The 18,902-nt window shown below is 64.2% G+C and carries 16 protein-coding genes; 10 read left to right on the top strand and 6 right to left on the bottom strand.

All coding sequences use genetic code 11. The annotated features are described in order from the left end of the window. Positions 1-126 precede the first annotated feature (126 nt). The 6 genes from DOM57_RS20425 (at position 127) to DOM57_RS20450 (ending at position 4,814) form a co-directional block, all read left to right on the top strand. A complete protein-coding gene (locus DOM57_RS20425) occupies positions 127-1,059 on the top strand; it encodes a LysR family transcriptional regulator (protein WP_110651205.1) in 933 nt (310 codons plus the stop codon). Positions 1,060-1,181: 122 nt separating this feature from the next. Further along, positions 1,182-2,177, top strand: a complete 996-nt coding sequence (locus DOM57_RS20430; RefSeq protein WP_110651207.1) for a TRAP transporter substrate-binding protein — start codon at positions 1,182-1,184, stop codon at positions 2,175-2,177. 69 nt (positions 2,178-2,246) lie between these two features. After that, on the top strand, positions 2,247-2,810 hold the full coding sequence (locus tag DOM57_RS20435; RefSeq protein WP_110651209.1) for a TRAP transporter small permease: 564 nt from the start codon (positions 2,247-2,249) through the stop codon (positions 2,808-2,810). A gap of 33 nt (positions 2,811-2,843) precedes the next feature. Then, the gene (locus DOM57_RS20440) at positions 2,844-4,145 is read left to right on the top strand and encodes a TRAP transporter large permease (RefSeq protein ID WP_110651211.1); all 1,302 of its coding nucleotides are present in this window, start codon (positions 2,844-2,846) and stop codon (positions 4,143-4,145) included. A gap of 109 nt (positions 4,146-4,254) precedes the next feature. Continuing rightward, positions 4,255-4,512: a type II toxin-antitoxin system ParD family antitoxin gene (locus DOM57_RS20445; protein ID WP_110651213.1), complete on the top strand. Its 258-nt coding sequence runs from the start codon at positions 4,255-4,257 to the stop codon at positions 4,510-4,512. Next, a complete protein-coding gene (locus DOM57_RS20450; protein ID WP_110651215.1) occupies positions 4,509-4,814 on the top strand; it encodes a type II toxin-antitoxin system RelE/ParE family toxin in 306 nt (101 codons plus the stop codon). Before DOM57_RS20445 ends, DOM57_RS20450 begins: the two co-directional genes overlap by 4 nt. 106 nt (positions 4,815-4,920) lie before the next feature. On the opposite strand, the gene DOM57_RS20455 is transcribed toward DOM57_RS20450, so the two are convergent. The 4 genes from DOM57_RS20455 to DOM57_RS20470 form a co-directional block, all read right to left on the bottom strand. Continuing rightward, positions 4,921-5,850, bottom strand: coding sequence for a Gfo/Idh/MocA family protein (locus tag DOM57_RS20455; RefSeq protein ID WP_110651217.1), 930 nt, complete (start codon positions 5,848-5,850; stop codon positions 4,921-4,923). A gap of 36 nt (positions 5,851-5,886) precedes the next feature. Then, entirely contained in the window at positions 5,887-7,446 is a 1,560-nt protein-coding gene (locus tag DOM57_RS20460) for a sodium:solute symporter family transporter (RefSeq protein WP_110651219.1), read from the bottom strand. Positions 7,447-7,701: 255 nt separating this feature from the next. Beyond that, complete coding sequence (locus DOM57_RS20465) at positions 7,702-10,728, bottom strand: FAD-binding and (Fe-S)-binding domain-containing protein (protein ID WP_110651221.1); 3,027 nt, start codon at positions 10,726-10,728, stop codon at positions 7,702-7,704. Between the two features lie 11 nt (positions 10,729-10,739). Continuing rightward, the gene (locus DOM57_RS20470) at positions 10,740-11,975 is read right to left on the bottom strand and encodes a pyridoxal-phosphate-dependent aminotransferase family protein (RefSeq protein ID WP_110651223.1); all 1,236 of its coding nucleotides are present in this window, start codon (positions 11,973-11,975) and stop codon (positions 10,740-10,742) included. Positions 11,976-12,162: 187 nt separating this feature from the next. Here DOM57_RS20470 and DOM57_RS20475 point away from each other — a divergent pair, with 187 nt between their 5' ends. Further along, a complete protein-coding gene (locus tag DOM57_RS20475) occupies positions 12,163-12,861 on the top strand; it encodes a GntR family transcriptional regulator (RefSeq protein ID WP_110651225.1) in 699 nt (232 codons plus the stop codon). A 33-nt stretch (positions 12,862-12,894) separates the two neighbouring features. On the opposite strand, the gene mtgA is transcribed toward DOM57_RS20475, so the two are convergent. Beyond that, positions 12,895-13,602, bottom strand: a complete 708-nt coding sequence (gene mtgA / locus DOM57_RS20480; RefSeq protein WP_110651227.1) for a monofunctional biosynthetic peptidoglycan transglycosylase — start codon at positions 13,600-13,602, stop codon at positions 12,895-12,897. 113 nt (positions 13,603-13,715) lie between these two features. Here mtgA and DOM57_RS20485 point away from each other — a divergent pair, with 113 nt between their 5' ends. Next, positions 13,716-14,537, top strand: coding sequence for an alpha/beta hydrolase fold domain-containing protein (locus tag DOM57_RS20485; protein WP_110651229.1), 822 nt, complete (start codon positions 13,716-13,718; stop codon positions 14,535-14,537). 6 nt (positions 14,538-14,543) lie between these two features. Here the strand turns inward: DOM57_RS20485 and DOM57_RS20490 are convergent, their stop codons facing one another. Beyond that, positions 14,544-15,482 (bottom strand): ABC transporter substrate-binding protein, encoded by a 939-nt coding sequence (locus DOM57_RS20490; RefSeq protein ID WP_110651231.1) that lies wholly within the window; start codon positions 15,480-15,482, stop codon positions 14,544-14,546. Positions 15,483-15,664: 182 nt separating this feature from the next. On the opposite strand from DOM57_RS20490, the gene DOM57_RS20495 reads away from it, so the two are divergent. Then, the gene (locus tag DOM57_RS20495) at positions 15,665-16,723 is read left to right on the top strand and encodes an NAD(P)H-dependent flavin oxidoreductase (RefSeq protein ID WP_110651232.1); all 1,059 of its coding nucleotides are present in this window, start codon (positions 15,665-15,667) and stop codon (positions 16,721-16,723) included. 709 nt (positions 16,724-17,432) lie between these two features. After that, positions 17,433-18,851, top strand: coding sequence for an FAD/NAD(P)-binding protein (locus tag DOM57_RS20500; RefSeq protein WP_110651234.1), 1,419 nt, complete (start codon positions 17,433-17,435; stop codon positions 18,849-18,851). Positions 18,852-18,902 lie beyond the last annotated feature (51 nt).

Below are 18,902 nucleotides of genomic sequence, written 5' to 3' on the forward strand. Positions count from 1 at the left end.
GATGCGCAGTATCGGTGCAACCTTTCAACCCGCGCTGGGAGAGACGTGGGCGCAGACGCCAAAGGTTGACGGCTTGCGCCCGGCACCGAAGAATCGTCGTCCCGCATTCCGCCACGAGGACCCGGCATGTTCGATTTCAAGGAGCTCGAGGCCTTCGTCTGGGTGGTGAGGCTGGGCTCGTTTCGCAAGGTCGCGACCCGCCTGCATCTGACCCAGCCCTCGATCTCCGACCGCATCACCCGCCTGGAAGCGACGGTGGGCGAATCCTTGCTCGACCGTTCGGCCCGCCCCGTGCAGCCGACCCTTCGCGGCCGCGAATTCTATATCCATGCCGAGCGTCTGCTGAACAGCCGGGAAGAAGCGCTGCGACTGTTCCAGAACCAGGAAGACTTCTCCGGCACCCTGCGCCTCGGGGTGATCGAGACCATCGCCCATAGCTGGTTCAGCGCCTTTCTGACCCGCCTGGCCGAACGACACCCTCGTTTGACCATCGAGCTGACAGTGGACATTTCTCCGTTCCTGCACCAGCGCCTGGCCGACAACGACCTCGACATGATCTTCGCCATGGACGGTGCCGCGCCCACCCTGTCGGTGGAACGCTTGCCACTGACCACCTACGAAATGGGCCTATTCGTCGCCCCGCAGCATGCCGACGCGCTGCATGGTGGTGGAGTCCGAACGCTGTCGCGCTTCGCCTTCGTCTCGTTCAGCAGACTCGCCCGCCCCTACAGCGAGCTGGTCACCTACCTCGCCGAACACGGCATCGATGACCCCAAGATTCACTGCGCCACCACGCTGATGACCATCGTCCGAATGAGCATCGATGGCATCGGGATCGGCTCGCTGCCGGTCTCGACCGTCGCCGACGCCTGCGCCGGTGGCGAGCTGGTACGTCTCGATCTGCCAGCGCCCTTGCCGGCGATGTATTACGACGCCACCTGGCGGACCAGCAACTATCCGAGCTTCTGTCGGCGTGTCGCTCAGCTTGCCCAGGAGTGCGCGGCAAAGTACGCCCGGCAGCACGCCGACAGCGACCCGCAACCCATGGTGAAAGTCTAAACCCGGCAAAGTGAAAGTCTGAACCGATAGTGCGAATAAGAATTAACGATTTGACGGCGTCAGTGGCCTACTTGAAGAATGAACCGCGCCAATTCACTTCAATAACAAATCGGGGACCATCGATGCGCACACCCAATCTGTCCTTGCTGATCGCCACTGTCGGCGCGCTGAGTATCGCCACACCGGCGCTGGCAGACCAATGGAACCTCGCCACGCCCTATGGCGATGCCAGCTTCCATACCAAGAATACCAAGCAGTTCGCCGAGGATGTCGCCGAGGCTACCGATGGCGAGTTGACCATCAACGTGCATAGCGGTGGTTCGCTGATCAGTCATGCCGAGATCAAGCCGTCGGTACGTCGTGGCACCGTTCAGGCCGGCGAAATCTTCCTTTCCACGCTCTCCAACGAGTCTCCGATCTACGAGGTCGATACCCTGCCCGGCCTGGCCGGCAGCTATCAGGATGCCTACGATCTGTGGCAGGCCTCCAAGCCGATCATCACCGAGCTGTTCGCCAAGGAAGGGCTGATGCCGCTGTATGCCGTGCCGTGGCCGTCGCAGGGTATCTATACCGATTTCGAGCTGACCGATACCTCGCAGTTCGAGGGCCTGCGCGTGCGCGCCCCCAACATCAATACCCAGCGCTTCGTCGAGAACCTGGGCGGCATCCCGACCCAGACCGAAGAAGCCGACATCCCCACCGCCTTCAGCACCGGCCGAGTCGATGCCATGATCACCTCGGTTTCCACCGGCAATTCGATGTCGGCCTGGGACTACGTCTCGCACTACAACGACGCCAACCTGTGGCTGCCGAAGAACATCGTCTTCGTCAACAAGCGCGCCTTCGACCGGCTCGATGACGCGACCCGCAAGGCGGTGCTCGATGCCGCAGCCAAGGCGGAACAGCGCGGCTGGCAGATGAGCAAGGACGACGGCGCCAAGAGCGCCGAGGCGCTCGCCTCGCACGGCGTCACCATCAGCCAACCCAGCGACGAACTCAAGCAGCAGCTTCAGGCTGCGGGTCAGCAACTGTTCGAGGATTGGCAGGCACGTGCCGGTGACCAGGCCAAGCAGCTGGTCGAACGCTACCGCGCGCGTCAGGCCCAGTCGGCGCAGTAACGTCTTTCGATACGGCCTGCCGCGCCGGCGGGCCGTTTCGCTCTCCTCATCACCGAGCGAGCTTTCGCCATGACCTTCAAACTCGATCCGCTCTACCGGCTCGGTGCCTGGGGCGCGGCCGCCTGCATGCTGGCGATCTGCGCCATGGTCACCTTCCAGGTGCTGTTGCGTTGCCTCGATGCCCTGCTGGTGCTGGTGGGTGCCAGCCGCCTGGGTTACGAAATCGGCGGCGTGTCGGAAATCGCCGCTTATCTGCTGGTCGGCGCCACCTTTCTCAGCCTGGCCTACACCTTCACTCATCATGCGCATATTCGTGTAACGCTGATCATTTCGCGTCTGCCGGCCGCCGCCCGAGTTTGGTGCGAAGTGGCCTGCCTGACCGTCGCCCTGGCGCTGTGCGCACTGTTGAGCCGGGAACTGATCGGCCTGGTGCGGGAGAGTCTCGACTACGGCGACGTCTCCTCGGGGCTGATGGCGATTCCGCTGTGGATTCCGCAGACGGTGCTGGTGATCGGCCTGGTCCTGTTCTGCGTGGCACTGCTCGAAGCCCTGCTGGCCACGCTGCGCCAGGCGGTGACTGCGCCTTCCCGCTATGTGGCGCCCGGCGACAACGACGACTTCGGCGGCGAGTGATTCTGTCATCCAATAACAACGAGGTATCGATTCGTGCTGACCCTCAGCCTTGCAACCCTGTTCGCCCTGGCGCTGCTGCTCGGCGGCGGCGTGTGGATCGCCTTCGCCCTGCTCGGCACCGGCTGGATCGCGCTGACCGGCTTTTCCAGCTTCGAGGTCGGCCCCATCCTGGCCTCGGATTTCTGGGGCGCCAGCTACGGCTGGGATCTCACCGCCCTGCCGATGTTCGTATGGATGGGTGAAGTTCTGTTCCGCTCCGGACTCGCCGATAACATGTTTCGTGCGCTGTCGCCCTGGCTCAACCGTCTGCCCGGCCGGCTGCTGCACTCGAACATTATCGGCAGCGGCCTGTTCGCCGCCGTCTGCGGCTCCTCCGCCGCCACCTGTGCCACGGTAGGCAAGATGACGCTGCCGGAACTCGAGCGCCGCGGCTACAGCGAAACCCTGGCGATCGGCACGCTCGCCAGTGCGTCCACCCTCGGCCTGCTGATTCCGCCGTCGATCATGATGATCGTCTACGGCGTGGTCACCGAGCAGTCGATCTCGCGATTGTTCATGGCTGGCATCGGCCCCGGCCTGCTGCTGCTGGCGCTGTTCATGGTCTATCTGGTGATCTGGTCACTGACGGCCGGCAAGCGCGGTGGCGCCGGCCAGGCCGAGCCGGCGATGCCATTCGTCGACAAGCTCAGGAATAGCTGGCGCCTGATTCCGTTGCTGCTGCTGATCGGCGGTATTCTCGGCAGCATCTACGGTGGCGTCGCCTCGCCGACGGAAGCCGCCGCCGTCGGTGTGGTGCTGTCGATGTTGATCGCCCGCTGGAACGGTCATTTCGACAAGTCGATCTTTCTGGAGTCGATGTTCGCCGGGCTACGCACCTCGTGCATGATCGCCTTCATCATCGCCGGCGCCTCCTTTCTCTCCTCGGCGATGAGTTTCACCCAGCTGCCGACCCAACTGGCCAGCGCCATCGCCGCCATGGGGCTTTCGCCCAATGTACTGCTGATCGTGCTGACGCTGTTCCTGCTGGTACTGGGCTGTTTCCTCGACGGTATCTCGCTGATCCTGCTGGTGACGTCGATTATCATGCCGCTGATCAACGCCGCCGGCATCGACCCGATCTGGTTCGGCATCTATCTGGTGATCGTGGTGGAGATTTCGCAGATCACGCCGCCGGTGGGCTTCAACTTGTTCGTGATCCAGGGGCTCACCGGCAAGAACATATTCACCATCGCCAAGGCGACGCTGCCGTTCTTCCTGCTGATGCTGGTGGCGATCGTGCTGATGCGCGCCTTTCCGGAGATCGTGCTGTACCTGCCGCAGGCGATGAATCGCTGAAACCGCAGCTGCGAAAAGCTGAACTTGTGCGACAGCGGCAGAAGGCCCGATTTGATAATAGTTGATAAACAGCCTAACTTGGCCGTATAGCCAGATAGGAGCTTGAACGATGATCAGCGCAGAATTGGGCAAACAGCTGGAAGCCTATATACAGCAGCTTGTGGAGACCGGGCGCTATGGCTCCAAAAGCGAGGTGCTGCGCGAAGGCATCCGCCTGGTGCAGGATCGGGAAACACGCCTTGCCGCGCTCGATGCATCAATCGCGCGAGGCCTCGCCGACGTTGAGGCTGGACGTACAGTGCCAGCGGGTGATGTGTTCAAGCGACTGGAAGACAAATACAGGGCGATGGCCGAAAAGTCGGCATGATCGTCCACCTCACGGCTGAAGCGGAAAGCGATCTAGAGCAAATCGGTGATTACATCGCGCAGGATAACCCGAAACGGGCGCTGTCGTTTGTGCTGGAGCTGCGCGACAAGTGCTTGAGCTTAGCGGATGCGCCTTATGGATTGCCCTTGGGGCCTCGATATGGGCACTATGGCATCCGTCATTGGGTCTATGGCAACTACCTGATTTTTTACCACGTAGACGTAGAAAACGACCGTGTGGTGGTTGTCCACGTCCTGCACGGCGCAAGAGACTTCGCCAAGCTCTTGTTTGACGAGGATTGACTGATGGCCGATGTCGGCAGCCATTCAGATCTATTGCGACAACTTCGCTGGTGTTTTTCGTACCTTGTAGCTCGTAGCTCGTAGCTCGTAGCTCGTAGCCTTCAGGCTATTCGACGAAATCCTCCACCGTGTGGCGATAGCCCAGCATCAGGGCATCGGCCACATGGCGCAGCGGGCTGACATCGACGTCGGACTGGCCCTTGCCGATCAGCCCGGCGAAACGCGCGTAGAGTCCCGCGTACTCGGCGTCCGGCCCTTCCTCCTGCAGCTCGCCGTCGATCGACATGCGGCTGCCGCCTTCGGCAAGCGTCAGGCGGCCGTCGTCGGTCTCGACGTGGATATCCCAGATCGGCGGCGTGCCGGTCTGACGAAAATCGAACTCGGCATGAATCGGCACATTGACGCCGTCGACGAAATCGAGCGAAGCGGCGATCGGTGTCTGGCAGTTGCCGGGAACCTGCAGCTGCGCGGCGGTAAGGTGGAAGGCGCGCGGCAGGATCGCGGTGGCGATCGACAGTGCGTTGATGCCGGGGTCGAACACGCCCATGCCGCCCGGCTGCCAGATCCAGTCCTGCCCCGGATGCCAGACGCGCACGTCCTCCTTCCATTCGATATCGACCCGCCGGATCTTGCGCGTCGTCAGCCAGCGTCGCGCCGGCGCCACGCAGTGGGCATGGCGCGAGTGCCAGCTGGCGAACAGCGTCACGCCGCTGCGGTGGGCGTCCTCGCGCAGCGTCTCGATCTCGGCCAGTGTCGCGCCGGGCGGTTTTTCCAGCATCACGTGCTTGCCGTGGGCCATGGCCAGCCTGGCCTGGGCAGTACGTACGCTGGCGGGCGTGCACAGCGAGACCGCATCGACCGTCGGCCCGTGCTCGAGCAATTCCTCCAGGGTGGCGAAATTGGCCACCCTGGGAACGGAAGCGTTGCGGCTGGCCACGGCAACCAGACGATACGCGGTATTTCCTTCGATGGCGGGATGGTGCTGGTCACGGGCGATCTTGCCGTAACCGACGATCGCAAGACGAATGACGTCCATGGCAGGGTCCTTGGCGGTGTCCGGTAGCAACCGGACTCAACGCAATACGTAGATGATGACGGCGGTGAGCACCGAGACGATGGCGATGCCGATCATGACATCCTGCGGCACCCGCTCCAATCCTTGCTTGGCAATCACCGCGATGCGGGCGTCCTCACTCGACGGCCGATCGGCGTCGCCCAGGCGCCCCATCCACAACCAGGTGAACAAGGCGGTGGCCAGGCACAGAATACCGCCAATGATGGTGAAATGGATCGGCAGGATGCCGGTCTCCACCAGCACGAACAGGATCGCGCTGAGCACGTGGCCACTGGCCAGGCCACGCAGCGCCGCCGAAGGACCGAGCGACTTCACCCACAGCCCCATCAGGAAGGTCGCCACCAGCGGCGAGGCGACGAAGGCGAAGACCTGCTGCAGGTAGGCCCAGAGCCCCGAGAAGTACTGGATCATCGGCCCCCAGAGCGCCGCGACCGCAGCCAGGATGAAGGTGCAGATGCGCCCCCACTTGGCCAGTTGGGCGTCACTGAGATCGGGTTTGGCCGGCTTGATGAAATCGAGCGTCAACAGCGTCGCCGAGGAGTTGAGCGTCGAAGAGAGCGTCGACATCAGCGCGGCGATCAGTCCCGCCAGGATCAGTCCGGTGAGTCCCGTTGGCGTGAATTCCTGAACCATCCGCGGATAGACCTGATCGGGATGTTCCAGCCCCGGCAGCAGCGGCACGACCATGGCGCCGGGAATGGTCATGATGAAGATCGGCAACAGCTTCAACGCGGCGGCAAAGATCGAGGCCCGGCCGGCAGCGGCGATGTCGCGTGCCCCGAGCAGCCGCTGGACCACGTACTGGTTCATGGTCCAGTAGTAGAAGCCGACGATCGGCACCCCGGTCAACAGCCCCAGCCAGGGCACGCTGGGATCGTCCAGCGGCCGGATCAGCGAGAGCTTCTCCGGGCTGACGGCCTCCTTCACGTTCGCCCAGCTATAGTCGAAATGGCCGAAGATAATCCAGGTCATCGCCGCCGAACCGCCGATCAACACGATCGCCTGCATCACATCGGTATAGACCACGGCGCGTAGCCCGCCGGTGGCGGTATAGAGACTGGTGAACAGCGCCAGCAGCGCGCAGACCTCCCACAGATTGGTACCCGGAATGAAGGTGGTCACGATCAGGCCACCGGCGTAGAGAGTGCCGGCGGTATCCAGGATGATCGAGAGAAACAGCGTGATCACCGACAGGTACTTGCGCAGGCGGGAATCGAAGCGCCGCTCCATCAATTCCGGCATGGTGGTGATCCTGGCCCGCATCAGCACCGGCAGCACGAAGATGGCGGTGAACATCAGCACCACACCGGCCATCCATTCGTAGTTGGCGGCGGAGATACCGTGCTGATAGGCAGCACCGGGCAGGCCGATCAGCGTATCCGAGGAGATGTTCGAGGCGAACAGCGAAAAACCGATCGCCATCGGCCCGAGGGTGCGGCCGGCCAGAAAGAGTTCGTCGGGTGTCGTTTTCCCACGCGCCGTCTTGAAGCCGATGAACGTGACGATCACGAAGTAGGCGACGATGACGGCAAAATCCCAGAATTGAAGGTCTTCCATGAGTCCGTTCGCTGTCGATATTGGGTTGTTGTGGCAAGCGATACCGCGCGTTCATGTGCCCGGCAATGAACCGGAATTGGCCCAAACGATTATCAGACTAGCTAGCGTGAAAATATATTTCCATTTCGAGACAGTGAGTTGCGCCGACAGCGCCCAAAAAATACGGCCACCCCGTTCGAGGTGACCGACGTTAAATGGCTCTGGTGACAACGAAAAGGCGGCGAGCGTGCCCGCAGCCCGCGTACGACTAAAGTTCTAGCCTCGATCCGCCAACGCGGCTTCCAGCACGCGCGCCACATGCAGCGCCTCGCGCCCGGCGCCGTCGAGAATCTGGTGTCGGCAGCTGGTGCCGTCGGCGACGATCCAGGCACGCTCTCCGGCTTCTCGCACCGCCGGCAACAATGCCAGTTCGGCCATGCGTTGCGAGGCTTCGATGTGTTCCGCCTCGTAGCCGAAGCTACCGGCCATGCCACAGCACGAGGAGACGATTGGTTCGACTTCCAGTTCGGGTATCCAGTTCAGCACCGTCATCACCGGCGTGAACGCATCGAAGGCTTTCTGGTGGCAATGTCCATGCACCTTGGCCTGGGACACGGCGAGCGGCTGCAACTCGAGCGCCAGCCGGCCAGCACGCTGTTCCGCCACCAGGAACTCCTCGAACAGCATCGCGGCATCGGCCAAGCGTTCGGCCTCCTCGCCGAAGCCGTAGTGCAGGAATTCGTCGCGCAGGGTCAGCAGGCATGAGGGTTCCAGCCCGACGATCTTCACGCCGCGCTCGACATAGGGCATCAGCGTATCGAGGGTGCGGCGCGCTTCCTGCTTGGCGCGGTCGACGCGTCCGGCGGCCAGATAGGTTCGCCCGCAGCAAAGCGGCCGTTCACCGGCGCGTCCATTGAAATGGACCCGGTAGCCGGCGGCTTCCAGCACCCGCCGGGCGGCGCGCGCGTTGTCGGCCTCGAAATAGTTGTTGAAGGTATCGACGAACAGCACCACCTCCCCTGCCGTGGCCGAGGCAGGCGATTCGTGCCGTGCCGCACGCAGATAGTCGCCGCTGAATACCGGCAGCGAACGCGCCTCGGCGAATCCCAGCGCGCGCTTGGCCCGCCCGCCGAGCCACGCCACACGCTCCAGTCGGGCAGCCATTCCGCCGACGTGACGCATCCAGGGCGCATAGCGCGGCAGTTCGGAGACGAGCTTGTCGCGCCAGGCCAGGCCGCGCTCCCGCACCCGGGCGGCCCGCGCCTCGATCTTGAACTTGGCCACGTCGACCCCGGTCGGGCAGTCGCGCTTGCAGCCCTTGCAGGAGACGCACAGGTCCAGGGTCTCGGCGACCTCGTCGCTGGCCAGCCCCCGCTCGCCGACCTGCCCGGACAGCACCAGCCGCAGCGTGTTGGCGCGCCCCCTTGTCAGGTGGCGCTCGTCGCGGCTGATGCGGTAGCTCGGGCACATGGTGCCGGCATCGAACTTGCGGCAGTGGCCGTTGTTGTTGCACATCTCCACCGCCTTGGCCAGGCCGTGGGCGGGGTCGCCGCCGCTGCCGGGTTCGCCCTGCTCGCCGCTGAGCGGATCGCGGGTGACGTTCCAGGCCGACCAGTCGAGTTCGGTGGCCACCGGAATGATCTGGTAGTCGCTGGGGAAGCGGAACAGACGCGCGTCGTCCATCTTCGGCGTATCGACGATCTTGTTGGGGTTGAAGCGGTTGTCGGGGTCGAACAATTGCTTGATCTCGCCGAAGGCGGCGTTGAGTTCGGCGCCGAACTGCCACGCCACCCACTCGCCACGGCAGATGCCGTCGCCGTGCTCGCCGGAATAAGCGCCCTTGTAGCGGCGTACCAGCTCGGCCGCCTCCTCGGCGATGGCGCGCATCTTGGCGGCGCCGTCGCGGCGCATGTCGAGGATCGGCCGCACGTGCAGAGTGCCGACACTGGCGTGGGCATACCAGGTGCCCTCGGTGCCGTGGCGGTGGAACACTTCGGTCAATCGATCGGTGTACTCGGCGAGATGCTCCAGCGGCACGGCGCAATCTTCGATGAACGAGACCGGCTTGCCGTCGCCCTTCATGCTCATCATGATGTTGAGCCCGGCCTTGCGTACGTTCCACAGTGCCGACTGCTCCGCGCCGGTGGTTAGACCGACCACGCTGTCGGGCAGGCCGAGATCCCCCATCAGCGCCTCGAGGCGTTCGAGCTGGGCCAACTGCGCATCGCGATCCTCGCCGGCGAACTCCACCAGCAGCAGCGCATCCGGACGTCCGATCAACGACTTCTCCACCGTCGGCCGGAATGCCGGATTCTCCAGCGCGAGCTCGATCATGGTGCGGTCGACCAGCTCCACCGCGGCCGGTCCCAGCTTGACGATGTGCTGGGTCATGTCCATCGCTCGATGGAAGGACGGGAAGTTGACCACGCCGAGCACCTTGTGCACCGGCAGCGGCGAGAGATTGAGCTTGAGCCGGCGGGTGAAGGCCAGCGTGCCTTCGGAGCCGATCAGCAGATGGGCCAGATTGGGGCGCCCGGCGGGGTCGTACGCAATGGGATTGCGGCAATCGAACAGGTCCAGATTGTAGCCACCGACCCGACGCAGCACCTGCGGATAGTGCTCGCGGATCGCTGCAGCCTCGCGCTCCGCGATCGCGGCGACCGATGTCGCGAGGCTCGCCAGGCGCGTGCCCGGCGCGATCTCGTCGACCCAGCCGATGTGCGTCTCGCTGCCATCGGCCAGCGTCGCGTCCAGCCCCAGCACGTTGTGCACCATGTTGCCGTAGCGAATCGAACGCGTGCCGCAGGAGTTGTTGCCGGCCATCCCACCCAGGGTGCACTGCGCCGAGGTCGAGACGTCGACCGGGAACCATAGTCCATGGGGCTTGAGCCAGGCGTTGAGGTGATCGAGCACCACGCCGGGCTCGACCGTGACGGTACGCGCCTCCAGATCGAGCTCGCCGATGCCGGTCAACCAGCGGCTGGTGTCGATCACCAGCGCCTCGTTGACGGTCTGGCCACACTGGCTGGTGCCGCCGCCGCGCGGCAGCACTGGCGCGCCGGCGTCGCGGGCGATCTCCAGCGCCAGCGCCAGATCCTCCTGATCCCGTGGCACCACCACGCCCAATGGCATGATCTGATAGATCGACGCATCGGTGGCGTAGCGCCCACGCGATCCGGCATCGAAGGCGACCTCGCCGCGCAGCTCGCGTTTCAGCCGCGCCTCGAATTCGCTCATCGCGGCACTTCGCGGCTGGCGCGTCACTTTCTGCCGCGCAATGGGGCTCTTCGGCATCACGCTCATGACGAGTCCCCCTATCCGCGCCCGGTGTTGCCGGGATTGGCCGGTGTTCCCGGCGCCGGGTTTTCGGCGAAGAACTCCAGCGCCGCCTGCACGCCGCTGCCGAACAGCTCGACGCCGCACAGCTTGAGCCCGGCCTCGCAACCGCCGAGGGTGGCGATCAGCGTCAAATCGTTGCAGTCGCCCAGGTGGCCGATGCGGAACATCCGTCCCTTGGCCCGGCCGAGACCGGTGCCCAGCGACAGGTCGAAACGCTCGAAGATGGTGCGCCGGACCTCATCGGCATCGATGCCCTCGGGCATCACCACGCCGGTCAGCACCGGCGAATAGAGCGCCGGATCCTGGCACTGGATCTCCAATCCCCAGGCATTGACCGCGCGACGCACGCCCTCGCCCCAGCGTTCGTGGCGCGCGAAGACGTTGTCCAGCCCCTCGCCCAGCAGCATCTCGAGCGACTCGTTCAAGCCGTAGAGCAGATTGGTGTTGGGCGTGTAGGGCCAGTAGCCGTTGGCATTGGCGGCGAGTATCTCGTCCCAGGCCCAGAAGCTCTTGGGCAGTTGCGAGCGCTTACTGGCCTCGATCGCCTTGGGCGAGAGTGCGTTGAAGCTGATGCCCGGCGGCAGCATCAGCCCCTTCTGCGAACCGGAAACCGTGACGTCGACGCCCCACTCGTCGTGGCGATAGTCGGCGCTGGCGAGCCCGGAGATGGTGTCGACCAGCAGCAGCGCGGGATGGCCGGCGGCATCGATGGCACGGCGCACCGCGGCGATATCGCTGGTGACCCCGGTGGAGGTCTCGTTGTGCACCACGCAGACCGCCTTGATCCGATGCTCGCGGTCCTCGAGCAGGCGCTGCTCGATCAACTGCGGCTGCACCCCGCAACGCCAGCGCTGCGTCTCCGGCGGGGTCAGGAACTCCGGCTCCAGTCCCAGGCGCAGCGCCATCTGCTTCCACAAGGTGGCGAAATGGCCGGTCTCGAACATCAACACCGCATCGCCGGCGTTCAGGGTATTGGCGAGTGCCGCCTCCCACGCGCCGGTGCCAGAGGCGGGATAGATGATGACCGGATGCTCGGTCTTGAATACCTTGCGAATCTCGGTGAGCAGCTTGCGTCCCAGCTCGCCGAACTCCGGCCCACGGTGGTCGATGGTCGGCAGGCTCATGGCGCGCAGGATGCGATCCGGGACCGGCGACGGTCCGGGAATCTGCAAGTAGTGGCGACCGGAGGGATGTTGGTCCAGCGTCAGCATGATGGCGTCTCCTCGGGAATTCGGAATCGGCTAGTATTGTTTTTTGCATTCATTACGCAATATGCCGAATAATTGCCCAAGGACATACCAAGACATAAGTCGCAGGTCCGGTTGCAAACCGACGGGGCGTGCAAGCGAACCTCGCATGGGGTAGAAAAAGAGAACGAGGCAAGACAGGGTTCAATGCATGCAAATACCGAATGAGGCAACGCTCGAGACATCCGGCCGCTCGCTGCGGATCGAACGCGCGGCGCTGCACGACCAGATCGTTCAACGTCTGCACGATCTGATCACCGAGGGCGAATTGAAGCCGGGCGAGCGCATCAACGAGCGTGAACTGGCGGGCCGGCTGGATGTCTCGCGCACGCCGTTGCGAGAGGCGCTACGCGTCCTGGCGGCCGAGAAGCTGGTGACGATCTCGCCCAATTACGGCGCTTTCGTCACTCGCATGACGCGCCGGGAGATTCAGGACGCGTTCGAGCTGATGAGCAAGCTGGAACGCTTTTCCGGCGAGCTGGCCTGCGAACGCATCACCAGCGAAGAGCTGGAAACCATCCGCGGCGTTCACGAAGCCATGATGGCGCACTGGCAGCAGCAGAACCTGCCCGGCTACTACCACGCCAACCAGCAAATTCACGATCTGATCAACCAGGCCGCGCGCAACGATGCTCTGCGACAGACCTACCTGTCGCTCAACCGGCGCCTGCATCCGCTGCGGCTCTCCTCCAACCGTTCCGATACCAAATGGCGCCGGGCCGTGGCAGAACACGAGCAGATGCTGACGGCACTGGAAAGTCGCGACGGCGACACCCTGGGGCAGTTGATGGAGCGTCACCTGCTGGAGAAGCGCGATGCCGTGCTGGCCGACTGGCGGGATGAAGCGTGAGGTGCTTTCGCGACTCGCCCGAGGGCGTATTTCCTAATCCAGCTTGCGTAGAAAGGAGGCCCCACCCAGCTGGCGCATCTGGCGCTGAATCCAGGCGGCGCGTTGCTGCACGTAGGGAGATGGCCGCGAGGCGCTCCAGCCTCGCGGGTTGGGCAGAATCGCCGCCAGCCGGCTGGCCTGTGCCACGCTGAGGTTGGCGGCGGAAGTACCGAAATAGTGTTGCGCCGCCGCTTCCAGGCCGAACACGCCGGTATCCCATTCGGCGATGTTGAGGTAGACCTCGAGAATACGCTGCTTGGGCCACAGCGCTTCGATCAGCAGCGTGAACCAGGCCTCCAGCCCCTTGCGGATCCAACTGCGGCCGGTCCATAGAAACAGGTTGCGCGCGGTCTGCTGGCTCAGGGTGCTGGCGCCGCGCAGGTCGCCGCCGTTCGACCAGGAAGCGAGCGCATTGCGGATCTGATCGACGTCGAAGCCCCAGTGGTCGGGGAAGCGTTGATCCTCGCCGGCCATCACCGCCACCTTGGCGTTGTCCGACATCCGCGACCAGGGCTCCCACTGTTGCTGGATGGTCAGGTTGTCGCCATGCAGCCAGGAACTCACCTTGCGCTCGGCCATCACCATCGAGCCGAATACCGGCACGAAGCGGAACACCAGCACGAAGAACACCGACAGCCCGACGAAAGCGGCAATGGCGATCAGCAGATAGCGCAGCACGGTGCGCGGCCAGCCTGACTGCATGGATAAGGTCCGTCACGGGAAATGCGAGCCAGTATAACAACTGCCGGCTGTTCAGGGTGGCATCGCCACCTTACCGTGACGCAACATTCCCCAACTTTTTCAAGGTCATTCGCATGCGGATCGAAACGTTCATCGAACGGCAAACGATCATCGAGAACAACGCCGGAGCGCCGCTTCCGCGAGTCCGGGCAATCTACGAGAATCTACATGCCAAGCACCGCTATCCCGACCCCGCGGGCATGCGCGTGACCGACGCGCGGATCGACGGCATCGCCATCCGTCGCTTTCTACCGGCAGCCTGCACGGCGGGCACCGTCGTCTACCTGCACGGCGGCGGCTGGAATCTGGGTTCGGTGCGCAGCCATCATGGCATTACCGCCGACCTCGCCGAGCGCCTGGGCCATGAGGTGGTCAGCGTCGATTACCGGCTGCTGCCGGAAGCGACCTATGCCGAGGCCCTGGCGGACTGTCGCGAGGTGGTCGAGGCGTTCGACCCGCTGGCGATGATCGGCGACAGCGCCGGCGGGCGGCTGGCGATCGACGTCGCTTACACCAGCCTGTGGCAGGGAGTGCTGGGGTTGATCTATCCGGTCGTCGGCACGCCGACCCTGGAGAGCCTCGGCGAGGATGCGCCGCTGCTGTCCCGCGCGGACATTCTCTCGCTTTGGCGAACCGCCGCGGCCACGGTGCCCGATATTCCGGCCGCGCGACCGCCGGCAGCACGCATCGAGGCACTGGCGGTGGAGCGCGACCCGTTGACCCGTCCGCTGGAACGGGCAGTCGAAGCGTGGCGGCGGAATGGCGCCTCGGTCGGCTATCGCTGCGCGCCGAACATGGTGCATGCCGCCCTGCACGCCCACGCCGAGCTGCCGGAAATGCAAACCGCCTGGCGGGACTTCTGCCAGGCCGTAAAACGGCGACTGGACGAGGAGTGAGCGTGATCAGCTGCCCAGCTCGGCCTTGACCGCATCGATGGCCGGTTCGCCGTCCTTGGCGGTCACGCCGTCCAGCCATTGGGCGACCTTGTCGTAATGGCCGCGAATCCATTCGCTGGCGACTTCGTCGGCCGGCCGCTCCTCGTGGCTGTACTGGTAGACCCAATCGTTCTGGTCATCGATGTCGACCCGATACTGGGACAGGAAGCGATAGAGGTTGGCATCCTCCGATTCCAGATCGGCGGGCACCACGGTCCACACCGTGCTGAGGATATCCGCCGTGCCGCTGTCGTCGGCATCCTTCAGGTAGTAGAGGTCGTAGCTGACGTTCATCCAGTGCGGCTCCCAGCCGACGAACGTCACCCACTCCTTGTCGGCGATCTTCTGGTCGGCGTAGGCGAGCATCGCGGACGTCGAGCTCTCCCGCAGTTGCCAATTGCCGAGCCCGGCCTTGTCGGCATCGATCGCGGCCAGAATCGCATCGTTGATGCCGGTACCGGCCTCGATGCCCTGAATCTCGCCGTCGAAACGATCGCGGTAGCGGTCGAGATCGGCCACGCTGTCGACACCGGCCTCGTGCACGTATTCGGGAACGACCAGCCCGGAATTGGCGTCGCTGATGTTCTTGGCCACCTTGGCCACTTTATGATCGGCCACCAGCGGATCGATCATCTCCTGCTCGATCGGATACCAGCCGCCCAGGTAGACTTCGAGGTCGTCGCTGGCGAGACCGTTGAGGATCACGCCCACCGCCAGTTCGTTCTGCTGGGTCTGGTAGCCCATCGCCTGCAGCAGCTGAGCGGCGATCTCGGATTTCACCGTGACTCCTGGCCAGGGCGGCACGCCGAAGCGCACCGTGTCCAGGTCGGCATGCACCGGCCCGGCGGCGAGCAGCGTGAACGGTAGCGCGGCGAGAAGATGACGCTTGGAGGAGATGAGGCCCATGCATCGGCTCCCTTGGTTGTTATCGAATGGGTGTCCTCTTCTACTGTGACGTATCGCCGCGACGAGTTTTGACCCCAAGCGACACCTGCTACCCATCAGCCGACATCGCGGGACGACCGGCCGCTCGTGCTACGCTGCGGTTGGATTCGACACGCTATTTTCAACACCGGGGAGAGAGATCGATGTGGCATAGCCCTTGGAGCGCGGAACTGGGGTTGGACTTTCCGCTGATTCAGGCACCCATGGCCGGCGCCAACGATGCCGCGCTCGCCAGTGCCGTGAGCCGTGCCGGGGCGCTGGGGTCGATCCCCTGCGCCACGCTCTCTCCCGAGCGGGTGGCGCAGGAAGTGGCCGCATTCCGCCGCGATGGCGGAAGAGCGCTGAATCTCAATTTCTTCTGCCACCGACCACCAGCCCCGGACGCGTCGCGGGAGCGAGGCTGGCGCGACGCCTTGATGGCTTACTATCGCGAGGCCGGCCTGGCCGACGCCGAAGCGGCTCCCGGTCTGCAGCGCCGCCCCTTCGACGCGGACCAATGCCGCCTGGTCGAGGCACTACGTCCGGCGGTGGTCAGTTTTCACTTCGGCCTGCCGGACTCCGCCCTGCTCGATCGCGTCAAGGCGAGCGGTGCCAAGATCCTGGCCAGTGCCACTACCGTGGCGGAAGGACGCTGGCTCGAGGCCCGTGGCGTCGATATCGTCATCGCCCAGGGCTGGGAAGCCGGTGGTCATCGCGGCCACTTTCTCGCCGACGACGTGATCGGAAGCGTCTCGACACATCCCGCCACCTTTGCCCTGGTCCCGCAGCTGGTGGATGCCGTCGCGCTGCCGGTGATCGCCGCCGGCGGCATCGCCGATCGCCGCGGCACCGAGGCCGCCCGCGCCCTCGGCGCCAGTGGAGTCCAGCTCGGCACCGCCTATCTGCTGACACCCCAAAGCACCATCGGCGAGCTTCATCGACAAGCGCTGCGACAAGCACGCGACGACAGCACCACCGTCACCAACCTGTTTTCGGGTCGTCCGGCACGCGGCATCGTCAACCGCCTGATGCGCGAGCTCGGACCGCTCTCCGATCATCCGGCCCCTTTCCCCAACGCGGGCCAGGCGCTGGCACCGCTCAAGCAACACTTCGAGGCGCTCGGCAGCAGCGACTTCTCTTCGCTGTGGGCCGGCCAGGCCGTCACCTTGTGCCAGGAAATCGACGCCGAAACGCTGACGCGACAGTGGATATCCGCTCAATGAGCGGCATTCAGGGCCGAGCGTCGAGGCTTCGCGATGCGTATCAGGCGGATACTCCGGTGGCATAGTCGCGCAGCGACTCGACCAACGCTCGCGGCAGCGTGAGGCCGTCGATCTCGGCACGTTTCCTCAAGCCATAGCGGCGCTGAGCAGCTTTCCGCCATTGCGGCTGACAAGGACGATATCACTCATCTTGGTGTCTGCCTCGGCACACCCTTGATAGAGATATGCTGCACTGCCCGCGACTATCAGGAGGATCCCCTGGAATTGCGAACGTCCCAGCTTTCGACGACTCATTACTGCTATTCCGCGAGCGTCTGACTGATCAAGGCGACGCCCACTGCGTCAGGCCATGCATCGCTGGCCGGTGGCGCATTGGAACTACGTCCGGATCATCTCCGGGCGCGCTGCCTCAGCCTCGCCATGAGGGGCTTCTCGTCCTCCCTGCCTTTATCAAGGCGACGTATACCTATATCGGATATCCGTGTTTGTCGACGGCTTCGGCGCAGTCTAGTTTCTATTGCCTATAACTAATGGTTTTTGCAATAGAACCAAAAAACTCAGTTGTGACCGCCGAACAACGTCATGCCCATCATCTCGCAGCGTCATCGAGAGGAGGCACTGCAAGAATAGCGCGCGTTACGGCAGGTCCACCTGACCCACGCCAGCACGATCATCGATTTCCCACAGCGTATCGATCGAGGTATCCGAGATGACGAAGGCACCCCTACTGCTACGGCAGTCCCCTTCCGCTTGTACATCCAACGCCCCTTTCAGCGTGACGATCATCGGTGGCGGTTTCAGCGGCGCGGCGGCAATCATCGCCCTTGGCCGACGCTGTCCCGGGCCGCTGAGCATGGAGGTCATCGAGCCCAGGCAGATGCTGGGCCAGGGTCTTGCCTATGGCGAGGCGACGTCAGGCGAACGGCTGAATTCCCGCGCCAAAGATCTGTCGCTGGTGCCGGAGAATCCTCGGGATTTCGTCGACTGGCTGACCGACCATCACAGCGACGACACAGCGCCGACAGGGTTCGACTTCGCCCGCCGGGCAGACTATGGCCGCTACGTCACCGAGCGTCTGAGCGAATGCCTGGCAAAGCGACCCGAGCTGCAACTGCGGCATCATCGTGACGAGGCCGAAAAGATTCACCGTGACGCCTCGGGACGCTTCACGGTCGGTGTCGAGAATGGCCGCTCGATCACGGCGGACGCGGTCGTCCTGGCGACCGGCTATGGCTGCCGCCAGGCATCCCGCTATGGTCTTCCTGCCTTCAGGGAGATTCCACCCGAGCGGTTTTCCCGCATGCATCGGGTGACTCTGGTGGGCACTGGGCTGACGATGGTCGATACCCTCTTCCGGCTGCGCAACCAAGGCTTTGAAGGTCAGGTAACCCTAATCTCGCGCCACGGCCAACTGCCCCGACCCCATACCGAAACGCCTTCCCGGCATTGCCCGCAGTGGCCCCAGGCATGGCCCGAATCGGCGGGAGACATGCTGCGCCTGGTGCGAACCCTCAGCCAACGGGCCGAAGCCGAAGGCGCGGATTGGCAAAGCGTATTCCAAGCCTTGCGGCCGCTGACCAGTCGACTATGGCGGGAACTGGATATCGGCGAACGACGGCGCTTCCAGCGTCATCTCGCCACGCGCTATGGTTGTTACCGCTATCGCCTGCCGCCCGCTCACGCCCGGCGCCTGCAAGCCGAACTGGACAGCGGCCGAACCCGTCTCGCGCGCGGTCGTATCCTGGCGAGCGACTCCGGCCAACTCACGGTCCATTGGCACGATACGAATCGCACCAGCCATTGGCCGTCCGATCTCGTCATCGATTGCAGCGGCCATCGCCCCGCACTGGATACGCCCCTGCTACGCTCGCTGGTCGCCGCCGGCCTGGCCCGGCACGACGCTCTTGGCCAAGGGCTCTCGGTCTCCGAGTCCGGGGCTTTGTTCCAGGGCAACGACCTACCCAGCCGCAGACTTTACGCACTGGGGCCGCTGGGCCATGGCTCGCTGCTGGAAATCACCGGAGCGGCCGAAATTTTCCAGCAGGCGCAGGCCATGGCGGACGAGCTCAGCGTGGCGTATGCCGCAACGACAATGACGACGGAGACTCGAGCACTCGACGCCCGCTAGATCGCAACCATCGGCCGTCAAGCCGTCAGCCACTGATATCTCATCGCCGCC

Source organism: Salinicola peritrichatus (assembly GCF_003206715.1).
In the GTDB taxonomy this organism is placed as follows: domain Bacteria; phylum Pseudomonadota; class Gammaproteobacteria; order Pseudomonadales; family Halomonadaceae; genus Salinicola; species Salinicola peritrichatus.